Source organism: Holdemania sp. 1001302B_160321_E10 (genome assembly GCF_015552275.1).
Classification (GTDB): Bacteria; Bacillota_I; Bacilli_A; order Erysipelotrichales; family Erysipelotrichaceae; genus Holdemania.
The window spans coordinates 24,590-39,042 of record NZ_JADNEM010000012.1 but is presented as its reverse complement, the minus strand read 5'-3'; the positions used below and the strand labels follow the sequence as shown (position 1 = coordinate 39,042).

Below are 14,453 nucleotides of genomic sequence, written 5' to 3'. Positions count from 1 at the left end.
CAAATTGAATGACAGATCAGAAGATTCCGCCCAGCAGGGAGGCGACCGCTTTCGCCAGCATGCCGAACAGTGAAAAGTCGTTGCCGGCATTGATCAGCATCCAGTTGGCGATCGTATGCGAATACGCCAGCGCCGAGAAGCCGACCATGACAACCATCACCGCCGCGGCCACAAATGTGCCGATCACCGCGCCGCGCAGGCCGCCCTGGCCTTCGCCCAGAATCGCCGCCGTGCCGCACTCGAAGAACGAAGTGATGACTAACGGAACCAGCATAATGCCGAAGACCTGCGTCGCGTTGCAGATCAAAATCAAAACGGTCGAGGTGATCATCGCGACGACAAAGCCGATCAGAACGGCATTCGGCTTGTAGGTAAACAGCATCGGGCAGTCGTAAGCCGGAATCGCGTTCGGAACGACTTTCTCCGAAATGCCCTTGAACGCCGGAACGATCTGGCTGATCAACATGCGCACGCCCTGCAGCAGCAGGATCAAGCCCGCGCCGTAATTCAAACCCTGCGCAATCGCTACAACGACGACGTTTTCGCCTTCGCCCAGCATCGTTGGAATCGTCAGGCCGACGATCACAAACATCACGAAGATGACCAGACAGCCGGTAATGGAGATCTCACGGAAGAACGACAGCGCCTTCGGAATTTGAATATCCTCCGTCGATTTTTCTTTATTGCCGACTTTGGAGGCGACAAACCCGGAAATCAAGCCGAGATAGCCGGTCGGATGGCCCAGCAGAAAGCTGTTGTCCCGGGTGACCGCAAACGTGTATTTCTTGAGCGCCCACGGCATCAGCGACCAGTATAATGCGGAACAGATCGCCCCAAAGAGAATCAGCGGCATTCCGCGCAAACCGCCTTCAACCCCGGCGGCCACAAAGATAAACGGGAACCACCAGAGCATGTGGCCGGTTAAGAAAATCGTTTTGACCGGCGTGAAACGGGCGATCAACAGATGCAGGATCATCCCGATAAACATCGCCATGCCGATATCGCCGCCAAAGGAAGCGGTAAAGGTCGCGTCGTTGAGACCTTCGGCAACGGTGCCGTTCAGCGACTGGAACGCCGTGTTGATCGGCAGAATCGACTGTACCAGCATCGAGACGCCGGTGTTGAGGATGACCATGCCGAAGGCTGTCATCAGCGCGCCCTTGACGATCGTGCCGAATGGTTTTTTCTGCAGCGCCAGTCCGAGGGCTGCGATCAAGCCCAGCAGAACCGGCGGATTGCGAAAGATACTGTTAATTATAAAATTCATCAATTCCATAGTGTAAATCCCCTTTCGACTTACTGTTTTTCATTGAGAAACTGGCGGACCTGGCTTTCGACTTCGCTCAGATCCATGTAGCGGGTAACGGCAAAAACAGGAACGGAAACACTCTGCGACAATTCGGGCTGCAGCTGCGGGCTTGTAAAAATAGCGTCGCAGTCCGCACTGTGGGCTGACGTCAGATCGGTGTTCTCCACTTCCACGTCCAATCCCAGCTTGTCCGCGACTTTCTGTAAGCTCATCGCCAGGATCAGACTGGATCCGACGCCAAAGCCGCACACGGCAACAAATTTCATAACGCTCACCTCCTTTATCGAACGTTTTTATCTAAGATGGATCCTGCCGGATCAATCTCAAGATCTCTTCCGCACTGCCCTGACACAGCTTGTCAATGTTGGCCTGATCGTACAGAATCTCAGTCAGTTCAGCTAACGCGCGGATATGCGAGGTACTGTCCACCGTCGCCAAAACCGCGAACAAATTGACGGGTTTTCCCAACAGGTCCACCGCTTCCTTCACGGAAAGAATCGCCATGCCCAGCCGGTGGACATGCAGAGCGCCGCTGGCATGCGGCAGCGCAAAGCGGTCGGCCAGCACAATGTAAGGACCATACTTTTCAATCGAGGCGATCATTTCCTGAATGTATTCCGGATCGATACTTCCGTCATAAACCAGAGGCTGCGCCGCCTCGGCTATCGCGGACTGCCAGCTGTCGACATGATCTAATACACGGATTTTATCGGATGTGATCAGTTCTTTTAACATAGGACTTCCCCTTTCTTCTTTATGTTTGTATAACAAGGCTTCCAATTCTCTGACCAGCGCCGGACGGTTTTGGATGACACAGTATTTTTCGATCACCTGCAACAGCGGCTGGATTTCCGGACCGGAGTCCGGCATCGGTATCCCCGCACATTTTTCCATCAACAAACAGACGTCCTGACGATTCAGCAGCGGGTTGACCTGAATCAGTTTCTCATCATAGCCTTCAATCGGCATTGTAGACACAATATAATCGTAAGGAACCGTAAGCTGCGGCAGGCGCTGCAGCGATACCTGATCGACAATCTGGATCAGCGGCACGCTTTGTTCGATCTGAATCTGAAGCATTTTGGAGACCATCAGTCCCTGCGGACAGACGAGCAGAATCCGATTGCGCATTCGCCGGTGATTTTCCTGACTGCGCAGCACCCCGCCGAAATAGGCGGTGAGAAAAGCGATTTCTTCTTCCCGAATCCCTTTGAATTCCGGAAAGATTTGTTCGTCTTCCAGAATCAGACGAATCATGGTAAGCAATTCGAAGTACCGGGACTTAATCTCATCAAGACAGAAATTTCGAATTGGAAACTGAAATTGAATCCGATAATAAGAGGCCAGAAGATGCTGCGCAATACTGCGCCGGATCGTTTCACGGTCTTCGATAACCACTGCCATCCGACTCTCAAAACAGGTGATCAGCCGCGTCACGCCCTGATCGATAATCGTCTGTTTTTCACCTGCGCTCAGCGTTGTCAAAGAGCTGATAAACGCTGTGAGATAGGCTGCTTCCAGCGGATCGTTGATTTTCAGATCGGCCGCGACTGACTGACGGTAATGGAAGGCCTGCGTTTCCAGCGTCCAGTCGGCTCGGATCCGGCATTTCTTAGTCATTCGTAATCGGACAAACCGAAGCATGGCTGAAAGCAGCGCCAGCGAATAATCCGCTAAGCCCAGTTGATTTTTCTGATTAAACGCAAGGATTTCACTGCTGATGCGGTTGATCAGATTGTTATCGTTGTACAGGCAGTATATATAGCGGTCGCGGATTTGATTTTCATCGCCGCGGATCTGATAGACGCCCTCGTCATAGCGTAATTCAATGCCCTGCGCCTCCAGCTGAACGCGGAGTTCATTCATCAGATAGGTCATCGTGGAATGACTGATTTGAAGCTTCTGTTCCATCTGTTCCAATCTTGGAAAATCATCACACAGAATTTTATATAAAATAAACTCCAGCTTTTCCTCCGTTCCCTGCAGCGTGAGTTCCTGATCGGCGATCATCTGGCTGACCCGTTGCAGATCGCCCACAAAGACCAGTTGTCCCGCGATTTTTTTCAGCTGCGCGCAATGGCGCAAACAATAATTTATTTCTTCAATGTCATAGTAGAGCGTACGTTTGGAAACATGGAGTTTCTCCAACGCCGTTTCAAAAGGAAGGCCCGGCGACTGCAGAATCCAGCGGATCAGCTCGCTTTGTCTTTTCTTCATGGTTTCTCCTTTTCTTTATTATTTATTATAGTGGGACAAGAACGGCTTCTTGCACAGGAGAAACAAACTTTTGCACGCCATCACGAAAACCTCTGCTTCGGCTCGCTTTTGCTTCTGATCCTCACTTTCCAGAATTCTGTTTTTATGCAGAAGCTGAACCTCAAACTTATTTTCTGATTTCCATGTTGAAAAATCTGCCTGCCGGCGATAAAACAGAAAAGGAACGGTTTCCCGCTCCTTTACTGGACTGATCACGATGAGATCGGTCGTTATTTGTTGTTCTGACGATTGCTCTGGTTGTTCTGACGGTCAGACTGGCGCTGACGATCAGACTGGTGCTGACGGTCATTGTTCTGCTGGAACTCGTTTTCCTGCGAGAATTCAGAGCGGTACTCGTTGTTCTGACGGCTGTTTTCCTGATTGTTCTGACGGTCAGACTGGCGCTGACGATCGGATTGATGCTGACGGTCGTTGTTCTGCTGGAACTGATTTTCCTGCGAGAATTCAGAACGGTACTGGTTGTTCTCACGGCTGTTGCTCTGGTTGTTCTGACGATCGGACTGGTGCTGACGATCGTTGTTGTTCTGCTGGAACTGATTTTCCTGCGAGAATTCAGAGCGGTACTGGTTGTTCTGACGGCTGTTTTCCTGGTTGTGCTGGCGGTCAGACTGATGCTGACGGTCGTTGTTGTTCTGGCTGTACTGGTTGTTCTGATTGTTCATGATTTCCATCTCCTGTCCAAATTCGGTGGCATGCTTGCAAATTTCTTTTTGCTTCACATTTTGAAGATACTCGCTTTTGCGTTCGACCAGGGCTTCCTGGTAATCGGCGCCCAACTCGTAAGCCATCTCATACTTGTAATCGTTCTGGCTTTTCCGGGAAGGACACTGATACTCGCGTTTACGATAATCCATCATTTTTCTCACCTCAATAACAGTATGGCTGTCTTTGTCAGAAGACATTCAGGTGAAATCAAAACGAACGCTTGGGAAGAAATGGAAAAAGCCGGGGTCCTTCACGACTTCCCGGCTGAATTAGAAAGCTTATGCTTCATTTATATCTATTTTGTTTAAAACAGGTCGTCTTCCTGCGGCGTTGCGGGTGTGACGACGACGGTTTCCATTTTCTCAATGCACTCGTCGATCAAGGCTTCAAAATCCCAGCCGGCTTCCATCTTTTCCGCTTTTTCCGGATGCGGCTTGGTCACCGGATTCTTCGGGGTAAAGATCGTGCAGCAGTCTTCAAATGGCAGAATCGACGTTTCATAGGTGTTGATGCGGCGGGCCACGTCGATGATTTCAAGTTTATCATAGGTGACGACCGGCCGGATTACCGGCATGTCGATAACGTGATTGATCGTCTGCATGCTTTCCAGCGTCTGCGAAGCGACCTGTCCGATACTTTCACCGTTGACGATCGCCAGGCATTTGTATTTCTGCGCGACCCGCTCGGCAATCCGATACATCATCCGGCGCATGATCGTGATCGCGTAGCTTTCGTCGCAATGCTTGTAAATCGCCAGCTGCAGATCGGTAAACGGAATGATATGCACCTTGATGCTGCCCTGGTATTTCGAGATGATCCCGGCTAAGTCCAACACTTTTTTCTGAGCGCTGCTGGAGGTATACGGCGGGGAGGCATAGTGAATGCATTCGATCTCCACGCCCCGCTTCATCGTCAGGTAGCCGGCGACCGGCGAATCAATGCCGCCGGAAAGCATCAGCAGTGCTTTGCCGCCCATGCCGACCGGATAGCCGCCGGCGCCTTTGACGGTATCGGCCATCACATAAGTAAATTCTTCGCGGACCTCAATCCCGATCCGCAGATTTGGGTGGTGGACGTCGACCTTCATTTCGCTTTCCTTCAAGATTTTCGTCGCGACGGCACGATTGATCTGATCGCTGACCATCGGGAATTTCTTATCATGACGGCGGGTTTCAACTTTAAACGTCCCCTGCCCGCGTTCCATCGCCACCTGATAGCCGGTTTCCACCATCGCGTCGAGATCAGAACGGATTTTCAGGCAGAGGGAAAATGAACTCAGGCCGAAGATTTCCTTCAGAATCGCGCAGATTTCCTCCGGTTCCGTTCCATGCAGGTGAATATATAAGCGGTCAAAGGTCCGCTCATACGTCAATTTGTCATAAGCGCTTAACGAGGCGCGGATGTTGTCGGTCAGCTTTTTGATAAAATCCTTACGGTTTTTACCCTTGGTCGACAATTCGCCATAACGGACTAAAATGTGATCATAGTGAATGGGTTCCATATTTATGTAATATCTCCTTCAGTTCCCGCAGAAATCGATCGACTTCTTCCGGCGTGTTGCGGCTGGAAAAACTGCAGCGGATGCTTGACAGTGCCCGCTTATCGCTCATCCCCATCGCCTTGAGGACATGGGATGGCGTTTTGGACTTGCTGGAACAGGTGCTCTGCGCGGAAACGCAGATATTCCGGCTGTTAAGCGCGTTCATCATGACTTCCGACGGGATCGTTTTGCATGAGAAATTTAAAATTGCGCTGACGCCGTCGTCCGGACTGTTGATTTCAATTTCAGGCAGCTGGGCCAGCCCTTCGCGCATCCGCCGATTCAGCTGGCGGGTCACCATCCGGTACTGCGTCTGTTCTTCCAGAGCCAAACGCAAAGTTTTGGCCAGCGCGATGTCGGCTACGGAATTGGCCGTGCCGCCGCGCAGTCCCTGTTCCTGCTGACCGCCGCTGATGATCGGCACCAGATTCACATGCTGCTTCTTCATCAAAAAGCCGCTGCCCTTCAAGCCCTCGATCTTATGCGCGGAAAAGCTTGCCAGATCGACCTGGCTCAGATCCAGATCAATTCGCTTCAGTGCCTGGACGCAGTCGATATGAAGCAAGGCGTGGCTGTTTTTCCGGACGATCTTCTTAATGGCTTCCAGCGGCATGACGCTGCCGACTTCATTATTGACCGCCATGATCGAAACCAACGCCGTTTTCTCGCTCAGCGCCTGCTCAAGTTGATCCAGACGGACGACGCCGCGTTCGTCGACGTCCAGCCAGGTCACGTCAAACCCGAACACCTCTTCCAGCTGACGCATCGCGTTGGCGACACTGGAATGTTCGACCTTCGTCGTTATCAGATGGTTTTTCCTGCCCATCGCGGCAAACGCCGCGCCCTTGACCGCCATGTTGTTGGCCTCGCTGGCGCCGCTGGTAAAAATAATTTCATGCGGCTGCACTTTCAGAAGAGAAGCAATCTGCGTGCGGCTTTTTTCCATCAGGCGGGAAATTTCCATCCCTTCATCATACAAAGATTCGCTGTTGGCGAACGATGTTTCCAACAGCGAGTTGACCAGTTTGCGGACTTCCGGATGCACCGGCGTCGTACTGGCGTTATCAAAATAAATCGCGTTATCAGGCAGCACTTTGCGCATTCTCCTTTATCAGCTTCTCATACGAACCCGGATGGATTCGTTCAATCGTCGCCAGCGCCACGGTCAGCGCCTGCGTGTATTCGCCGTTGCGGAAGCACAGCTCGGCCCGGGTCAGCTCGGAGTCGATATCCGGATACGTCGAACGGTATTTATTCCCGAAAACAATCGTATTCTCCACCATGATCGCCATGGCGACAAGGTTGTTCACATTGTTGTACAGCTTGTAAATATAATCGATCGCGTCGTTGAGCGTGGCGTTCATCAGCTGCACATTGAGCGGCGTATCGGTTAAAAGATCTTCAATCGAGCGGACATATTCGACAGCCCGCGCCAGATCACCTTCATAGGTGGCGGAAATCGCCGGCAGTTTGTTCTTGCGGATTTTGACCTGCATCTCATTCATGATCAGCTGCAGCTTCAGCAGCTGCTTCTTCCCCCGGGCCTCGTCGCTGCAGGCGCTGTCCAGCCGCGCTTTCAGCTGGTTGACCTCAGTCAGCACGGCGTCGGCTTCCTGCTGAAGCTCTTTCAGGGAAATCAAAATCGTCGAAGCCGGAACGGAATTGCCTTTGATCATCTGCATGATCTTGACGCGCATATCTTCGATTTCAATGATCCGCTGCTCGCGCAGTTTAATCTGATCACTCAGATCCTCGATCCCAAACCGCACGGAAACCTTCGCCATCAGCTGGCGGACATACTGACTGTTTTCTTTCAGCTGCAGCACGGTCTTTTCTGCTTTTTCCTCAGCCTGACGCATTTCGTCATAGCTCTGGCCTTCTTTTTCAATCTGCGCCAACAACTGACTGAGCCGCTTTTTATCCTCGTCCAGATGCGCCCGGATATGAACGGCTGTCCCCTGCTTCAGTGCAGCCAGATCTTCTTTCAGCGTCTCGCTGATCACTTCCAGATTGCGCGGCACTTCCAGATGGTGCAGATAAACGCCCTTTTGTTTCTGCATCGAATAACTGCGCGAAACCTCGTCGATCAAATTCGGAATCAGTCCGCGCGCTTCCTGAAGCAGCTGCGGCAGGTTATTGATGATATCGGTCAGATCCCCCAGCGCTTCGCGGATTTCTACCAGCTCTTCCGAAGCTTTTTCAAATTCCGACGCATACATCCACTCCTCAAACGCCGAGAACATTTTCTCCGTCGCGGCGATCCGGTTTTCTATCGTCTCCCAACAGAACGACAGCTGCGCGCTCTTTTCCTGCGCCTGCAGCTTCAGCGTCCGGAATTCTTCCTTCATCTGCGTGACTTCCGCCCGCTGCGCTGTTTCCTTTTCGAGAATTTTATCCAGGAACGCTTCCAGCTGATGGACCTGTTCCTCGCCCAGCTCCATCATGTTGTCCAGATCGTCCAGGTTGATGCGCGCGTCTTTCAGCTTACCGACCAGAACCATGTCTTCCGTGTCCGCCAGCATCTGCGCGATCTGCTTCAGATTGGCCTGCGCCAGTTCAAAATCATCCTTGCAATGCGTGACCTGCGCCATCGTCTCCTGATTGACGCGAGCAATCGCCACGGCTTTGTTCAGCTTAAACGGCAGCGGCACGCTCTTGATCGAGTTGTACCGGACTTCCAGCTCCGACAGCTGCGCCTTGCAGTTTTTAATCTTTACCTTTCGCACGATGAACCAGATTATAAAAAGAACAAGAATGACCACCATGGCGATGATCACTTCTTTTCGTGTCAGAATTTCCAGTACCTTCTCCAACGCATACCACCTCTTAGTTCTTATTTTATCATAAAGCGACAAACTCTCATAGGTTAAAATCAAGTTTTTGACAACTTCTTATTCCAGATGGAAAACGCCGCAAAGTCCAACTTTTCTCATCATTTAAAGGATCAGTTCCATCAGAATTTCATCATCGTCCCGCTCGCCGGTTTCCGTAAAGCCCAACGACCGATACAATCGCGCCGCGGCCTGATCTGCCTCACGGTAACATAAAACAACGCGTTTTAGCCGGCGTTCACGCAGGCTTTGCAGCAGCAGCTCCATCGCCTTCCGGCCATAGCCCCGGCCCTGAAACCGCTGATCAATAAAGAATTGAACAAGAATGACCGTTGTTCCCAAATCTGTTTCCCGCGTCATTATCAGACCAAGTTTGTCTGTTCCTTCCTCGATCAGACTTACTTCGCTGTTTTGATGGCGATACGCATAAGCGCGAGCTAAAATCATCGGCGCGCTGCTCAAATATCCGCTTTGTTCCGGCGTCACGCTCAGACAGCAAGTCTGGCGGTAATTGTGTTGATCGATCGTTGTAAATTGCATCTTTTTTCCTCCTGCCGCCGGTTTGAATTTCCCTGCGGCGCTCATTTTTTCATTATAAACTGCCCCTCGTTCACAATTCAACTCTGATTCCCGCAAAACGCCTTTATCTAAAGGGATTTATTTCATTTTTCGATTGACAGGGAGCGAAGAAATCTGCTATACTTACCTAGCGTTTAATAATAGCAGCTTACAAAGTTGCGCAACCGGCGTTGGTACTGGAATTCTTTCCAGAGCAGAAGTAACTTGCTGCTTCAAGCGAAACTGCCGTCTACCAACACCCTGCGTCAATGATTTGTACCTGTTGTTGTTTTATGTGCCATAAAACACACAAGGAGGAATTGAAAATGGCAAGAAATACTGGACCAGTTTGGAAAATTTCCCGTCGTCTGGGCTTCTCGATCCTGGAAACAGGCGAGGAACTGCAGCGCCGCACTTATGCGCCAGGTCAGCACGGACCGACAAAGCGGATTAAGCTGAGCAACTACGGCACGCAGCTGCGTGAAAAGCAGAGAATCAGAAACATGTATGGCGTTAACGAACGTCAGTTCGCGAACACTTATGTGAAAGCGGAAAAGATGGCTGGCGTTAAGGGTCACAACTTCCTGTGCCTGCTGGAATCCCGTCTGGATAACATCGTTTACCGCATGGGCTTCGCCAGAACTCGCCGTGCTGCCCGTCAGTTAGTCAACCATGGTCATATCCTGGTTAACGGCAAGAAGGTCGATATCCCTTCCTTCACGGTAAAGCCGGGTTCTACGGTTGAAGTTAAGGAAAAGTCCAAGTCGATGGCCTGCATCGCCGATGCGCTGGAAGCAACGCTGAACACACCGGCTTTCGTTACCGTTGATAAGGAAAACAAAAAGGGCACCTATGTCCGCCTGCCGGAACGGAACGAACTGAATCAGGAAATCAACGAACTGCTGGTTGTCGAATACTACAACCGATAAGTCAAAAGAAGCCTTCTCGCAAGGCTTTTTTGTATTTTCGCCTTGTTTTTCGAGCATCATTCCGCTACACTGAAAATAGAGAAAGAAGACAAACGTATGGGTGAATTATCAAAGCTGCCGAATCTGGGAAAAGAATTGGAACGCCAGCTGAACGAAGTTGGAATCACCACCGCGGATCAGCTGATCGCGCTGGGCGCCCAGCAAGCCTGGTTAAAAATCCGGGCTGTCGATCCTTCCGCCTGTATCCACCGCTTGTACGCGCTGGAAGGCGCGATTCAGGGCATAAAGAAAAGCGAGCTCAGCCCTGATAAGAAGGCCAAGCTCAAAGATTTTTATTCTGTCTATAAATAAGCGTCGAGCGAATTCTTCGGAATTCGCTTTTTAAATCAGAAAGCGAAGATAGTCCAGATCGACCTGCATATAGCCGACCACACCTTGTCCCAGATCAACTTTAATCCACTTGTAGCCATCTTCCAGAATCGTAGCGCTGATTAAATCCACAGGCAAGCTTTCGCCCGGGCTCAGCTCCGCGATCACGGTTCCTGAAATCACGGCATTGCGCACATAATAGATGTTGCGGCGGCCGACGCCGCGCACGACCTGCACCGTAACATACGGATTAATCCACTGAATATCCTGTCCCCCCTCTTCGTTCTCGCCGATAATCACCGGATAGTTTTTATACGCGGTATTCAGATCACAGCGGCCGGGCACGCCGGGCACAGATCCGCTGCTCGTATATTGCCACATCCCACAGGGCAGCGACGGTCCGTTGACATTCCATTGGGCCAGCCACAGATCGTAGCGGTCCAGCTCGCTCAAGATCAGCTTGTTAAGAAACCAGTCAAGACTTGCGTAAACCATCGGATAGAAGCCGGCTTCTTCAATTTTCTGGCAGGTGTAGCGACAGATTTCAGTATTCAGCGCTTTGTTATACAGTGTTCCGTGGCGTTCTTTATAACCGTCCGCATCTTCCATGTCGATTGCGACCGGCATGCGCGGAGAAAAATGCCGGGCCAGCGCGATCAACTTTTCGGCCTCACGCATCATCTCGGATTCGTTTAAAGCATAGCTGTAATGATACAGTCCGTATGGCAGCCCCGCGTCGTTGCATTTACGCACATTCTCACGAAAGCGCAAGTCTTCAACGAAGTGACCCCAGCTTGACCGCAGCATCACCGCTTCCACGCCGGACGCCCGGACCTGCCGAAAATCCACATTTCCATCATACTGACTGATGTCGATGACTTTCATATTGTGTCCTCCTTTCTTCCCGGATTGTCCGGTAATCCATTTTATTCACGGAGAAGAAGGCGCTCTGGCGCATGTTCCTAAACAGTTGAAACAAAAAAGGTGTGGTGAATATCTTTACGATATCTGTTCAATATTATCAAAGGCATGCGAAAGATTATAATACTAGAAGATATTAAAGGACTTGTGCCTGGAAAACCATAAGTTCTTATGCAACACACAATATAGCCAAATTTTATCGTCTTTTTCTTTTAACATTATAGTGAATAATTTATTTTTTCCTCTAATATTATTAATGCAAATGTGGCATAAGACTTATTTTGTCTTTAAAAACAAATAAAAGTCAGAAAGTATTATCAACGTCCTATTTTCTTTCATGAACGGTTATTCAAAAAAGAACTTCCTAACTCCCTGAGACAACAAAAAAGGCCGGATTTCTCCGACCTCTTTGTTTTAGATCACTTCAGGATTTTCAATCACATGCAGAACATACTGCCCATTCTCCACGTCCACCTTCATCGTGCAGTTGCCCTCATTGCCACGTTCAATCATCTTGCGGGCAATCAAGGTTTCAATCGTTCTCTGGATATGCCGTTTCATCGGCCGCGCTCCGAAGACCGGATCCACGCCCAGCTCAACGATCTTCGCCTTTGCCGCGTCGGTGACTTCAAGCGCAATATCCTTCTTCGCTAACCGGCCAGCCAGTTCATGCAGGAACTTATCGGCGATCTTGATCAGCACTTCATTGTTCAAGGCATTGAAGACGATGATCTCATCGATCCGATTGACGAATTCCGGTTTGAAATACTTATGGACTTCGTCCATATACCGGCGATTACGCTCTTCCTTATCGCTGTCAAACGCATATTGCGAACCGAGGTTGCTGGTCATGATGATCAGCGTATTCTTGAAGTCGACGGTGACGCCCTTGTTATCGGTGATCCGGCCGTCGTCCAGAATCTGAAGCAGGATGTTGAAGACGTCTGGATGAGCCTTTTCCACTTCGTCCAGCAGCACGATGGAATACGGCTTTCTGCGCACTGCTTCCGTCAGCTGACCGCCCTCATCGTAACCGACATATCCCGGAGGCGCGCCGATTAACCGCGACACACTGTGCTTCTCCATGTATTCGCTCATATCAATCCGGATGATCTTCGATTCATCGTCAAACAGCTGTTCCGCCAGCGCCTTGGCCACTTCAGTCTTACCGACGCCGGTCGGGCCTAAGAACAAGAACGAACCAATCGGCCGGTTTTCATCCTGGATCTGCGCCTTGGACCGCAGAATCGCTTCCGTGACCAGCTCCAGCGCCCCATCCTGACCGATGACCCGCTGCGCCAGCGCATCCTGCAGATGCAATAATTTCTGCCGTTCCGTTTCAATCAGCTTGCTGACCTCGATGTGCGTCCAGCGGGAAACGACCTTGGCGATCTGTTCCTCGTCGACGATCTCCTGGATCATGTGTTCCTCTTTTTTATTCTGTGCCGACTCGCGGATTTTCCGCTCCAGCGTCGGGATCGTATCATACTGCAGCTTCGCCGCTTCCTCATAACGCGCTTCGTTCTGTGCCTGCGTGAAGTCCAGGCGGGCTTTTTCCAGCTGCTCCTTGTAAACCTTGGCTTCGTCCAGCTTATGCTTTTCCTGCTGCCATTGGTTGTATTTGATTTCTTTTTCTTCTTTCAGATCCGCCAGTTCCCTGCGCAGCTCCTCCAGCCGCTGCAGCGTCTTGGCGTCGGTTTCCTTCTTCAGCGCCGTTTCTTCAATTTCCAGCTGCATGATCCGCCGCATCAACTCGTCCAGCTCCGTCGGCATCGAATCCATCTCCACCCGCAGCGAAGCGCAGGCTTCATCGACCAAATCGATCGCTTTATCCGGCAAAAACCGATCGGTGATATACCGATTGGACAGTGTCGCCGCGGCGATGATCGCTTCATCGAGAATCTGCACGCCGTGATAGCTTTCAAACCGATCCTTCAAACCCCGCAGGATGGAAATTGTATCTTCCACGGACGGTTCATCGACCTGAACTTTCTGGAACCGGCGTTCCAGCGCCGCATCCTTTTCAATATACTTGCGGTATTCGTCAAACGTCGTCGCGCCGATACACTTCAGCTCGCCCCGCGCCAACATCGGCTTCAACAGATTGGCCGCGTCCATGGAGCCTTCCGTTTTGCCCGCACCGACCAGATTATGAATCTCGTCAATAAACAGGATGATGTTGCCGTCCGCCTGCTTCACTTCGTTCAGCACTGCTTTCAGCCGTTCCTCAAACTCGCCGCGGTATTTTGCGCCGGCGATCAGTGCGCCCATATCCAGCTCGATCAGTTTCTTTTCCTTCAAGCCGAACGGGACGTCGCCGTTCATGATCCGCCATGCGATGCCTTCGACAATCGCCGTCTTCCCGACGCCCGGTTCGCCGATCAGCACCGGGTTATTCTTTGTTTTCCGCGACAGGATCTGGATAACCCGCCGGATTTCCTCATCCCGGCCGATAACTGGATCAATCTTGCCGCTCTTGACGTCCTCGACCAGATCGTGCCCGTATTTCTGCAGCGCGTCCAGTTGATTTTCCGCGTTCTGTTCATTCATCTTCATTCCACCTCGTCTTTCTTCCTCTGCTTTTTCAAGCGCTTTTCTCGTAATTCCGGTTGCTTCCAGAATCGCCTTGGCGACGGCGCTGCCGCCGAACAACAAGCCGATCAGAAATGCTACCGAACTCATATAGGTTTCTTCGTGTGCCTGACTCCACTTCAGCGCTTCCTGATACGCCTGATTCACCTCGCGGGAGAGGTTCGGCTGAGCGCCGGAAGTACTGGAAGGCAGCCGTTTCATATAACTGTCGACGATCTGCAGCGTCCGTTGCTTGTCCTGTCCCAGCCGCTGCCACAAGCCGTCGATGCCGTCGTCTTCAAAAATCGCTTTCAGGCAATGCTCGACGTTCAGCTCGCTCTGGCCCTGCGCCTGCGCCAGCTGGATCGCTTCCATTAAGATCCGCTGCAATCGTTCTGTCATCTGATCAATATTCATAGGATGTCCCTCCTTACACTCGTTAG

The 14,453-nt window shown here is 51.1% G+C and carries 12 protein-coding genes; 2 read left to right on the top strand and 10 right to left on the bottom strand.

Features of this window, described 5'->3' with window-relative positions; all coding sequences use genetic code 11:
* Positions 1-16 precede the first annotated feature (16 nt).
* From I2D94_RS08900 to I2D94_RS08865, 8 genes are all read right to left on the bottom strand, one after another.
* The gene (locus tag I2D94_RS08900) at positions 17-1,276 is read right to left on the bottom strand and encodes a PTS ascorbate transporter subunit IIC (RefSeq protein WP_139248601.1); all 1,260 of its coding nucleotides are present in this window, start codon (positions 1,274-1,276) and stop codon (positions 17-19) included.
* Between the two features lie 20 nt (positions 1,277-1,296).
* Positions 1,297-1,575: a PTS sugar transporter subunit IIB gene (locus I2D94_RS08895; protein WP_072684272.1), complete on the bottom strand. Its 279-nt coding sequence runs from the start codon at positions 1,573-1,575 to the stop codon at positions 1,297-1,299.
* A 31-nt stretch (positions 1,576-1,606) separates the two neighbouring features.
* Positions 1,607-3,526, bottom strand: coding sequence for a BglG family transcription antiterminator (locus tag I2D94_RS08890; protein ID WP_195396411.1), 1,920 nt, complete (start codon positions 3,524-3,526; stop codon positions 1,607-1,609).
* 269 nt (positions 3,527-3,795) lie between these two features.
* Positions 3,796-4,443, bottom strand: a complete 648-nt coding sequence (locus I2D94_RS08885) for a hypothetical protein (RefSeq protein WP_195396409.1) — start codon at positions 4,441-4,443, stop codon at positions 3,796-3,798.
* 152 nt (positions 4,444-4,595) lie between these two features.
* Positions 4,596-5,792, bottom strand: coding sequence for a tRNA uracil 4-sulfurtransferase ThiI (thiI, locus tag I2D94_RS08880; RefSeq protein ID WP_195396407.1), 1,197 nt, complete (start codon positions 5,790-5,792; stop codon positions 4,596-4,598).
* On the bottom strand, positions 5,773-6,933 hold the full coding sequence (locus I2D94_RS08875; RefSeq protein WP_195396406.1) for a cysteine desulfurase family protein: 1,161 nt from the start codon (positions 6,931-6,933) through the stop codon (positions 5,773-5,775). The genes thiI and I2D94_RS08875 overlap by 20 nt, the downstream gene beginning before the upstream one ends.
* Entirely contained in the window at positions 6,914-8,644 is a 1,731-nt protein-coding gene (locus I2D94_RS08870; RefSeq protein WP_072684265.1) for a septation ring formation regulator EzrA, read from the bottom strand. Before I2D94_RS08870 ends, I2D94_RS08875 begins: the two co-directional genes overlap by 20 nt.
* Before the next feature lie 123 nt (positions 8,645-8,767).
* Positions 8,768-9,202: an N-acetyltransferase gene (locus I2D94_RS08865; RefSeq protein ID WP_195396404.1), complete on the bottom strand. Its 435-nt coding sequence runs from the start codon at positions 9,200-9,202 to the stop codon at positions 8,768-8,770.
* A 344-nt stretch (positions 9,203-9,546) separates the two neighbouring features.
* Between I2D94_RS08865 and rpsD the strand changes: the two genes are divergently transcribed.
* Positions 9,547-10,149 carry a 30S ribosomal protein S4 gene (gene rpsD, locus I2D94_RS08860; RefSeq protein ID WP_072684263.1) on the top strand — a complete coding sequence of 201 codons (603 nt, stop codon included), beginning with the start codon at positions 9,547-9,549 and terminating at the stop codon, positions 10,147-10,149.
* Between the two features lie 96 nt (positions 10,150-10,245).
* Positions 10,246-10,500, top strand: a complete 255-nt coding sequence (locus I2D94_RS08855; RefSeq protein WP_195396401.1) for a TfoX/Sxy family protein — start codon at positions 10,246-10,248, stop codon at positions 10,498-10,500.
* Between the two features lie 30 nt (positions 10,501-10,530).
* Here I2D94_RS08855 and I2D94_RS08850 read toward each other — a convergent pair whose 3' ends face one another.
* Entirely contained in the window at positions 10,531-11,403 is an 873-nt protein-coding gene (locus tag I2D94_RS08850) for a GH25 family lysozyme (protein WP_195396399.1), read from the bottom strand.
* 450 nt (positions 11,404-11,853) lie between these two features.
* Positions 11,854-14,427: an ATP-dependent Clp protease ATP-binding subunit gene (locus I2D94_RS08845; protein ID WP_195396397.1), complete on the bottom strand. Its 2,574-nt coding sequence runs from the start codon at positions 14,425-14,427 to the stop codon at positions 11,854-11,856.
* Positions 14,428-14,453: the final 26 nt, after the last annotated feature.

Bases quoted from the DNA above. Each gene is read 5' to 3' on its own strand.
- I2D94_RS08890 (WP_195396411.1), bottom strand. From the start codon at position 3,526: ATGAAGAAAAGACAAAGCGAGCTGATCCGCTGGATTCTGCAGTCGCCG.
- I2D94_RS08895 (WP_072684272.1), bottom strand. From the start codon at position 1,575: ATGAAATTTGTTGCCGTGTGCGGCTTTGGCGTCGGATCCAGTCTGATC.
- I2D94_RS08875 (WP_195396406.1), bottom strand. From the start codon at position 6,933: ATGCGCAAAGTGCTGCCTGATAACGCGATTTATTTTGATAACGCCAGT.
- I2D94_RS08885 (WP_195396409.1), bottom strand. From the start codon at position 4,443: ATGATGGATTATCGTAAACGCGAGTATCAGTGTCCTTCCCGGAAAAGC.
- I2D94_RS08865 (WP_195396404.1), bottom strand. From the start codon at position 9,202: ATGCAATTTACAACGATCGATCAACACAATTACCGCCAGACTTGCTGT.
- rpsD (WP_072684263.1), top strand. From the start codon at position 9,547: ATGGCAAGAAATACTGGACCAGTTTGGAAAATTTCCCGTCGTCTGGGC.
- I2D94_RS08855 (WP_195396401.1), top strand. From the start codon at position 10,246: ATGGGTGAATTATCAAAGCTGCCGAATCTGGGAAAAGAATTGGAACGC.
- I2D94_RS08850 (WP_195396399.1), bottom strand. From the start codon at position 11,403: ATGAAAGTCATCGACATCAGTCAGTATGATGGAAATGTGGATTTTCGG.
- thiI (WP_195396407.1), bottom strand. From the start codon at position 5,792: ATGGAACCCATTCACTATGATCACATTTTAGTCCGTTATGGCGAATTG.
- I2D94_RS08845 (WP_195396397.1), bottom strand. From the start codon at position 14,427: ATGAATATTGATCAGATGACAGAACGATTGCAGCGGATCTTAATGGAA.
- I2D94_RS08900 (WP_139248601.1), bottom strand. From the start codon at position 1,276: ATGGAATTGATGAATTTTATAATTAACAGTATCTTTCGCAATCCGCCG.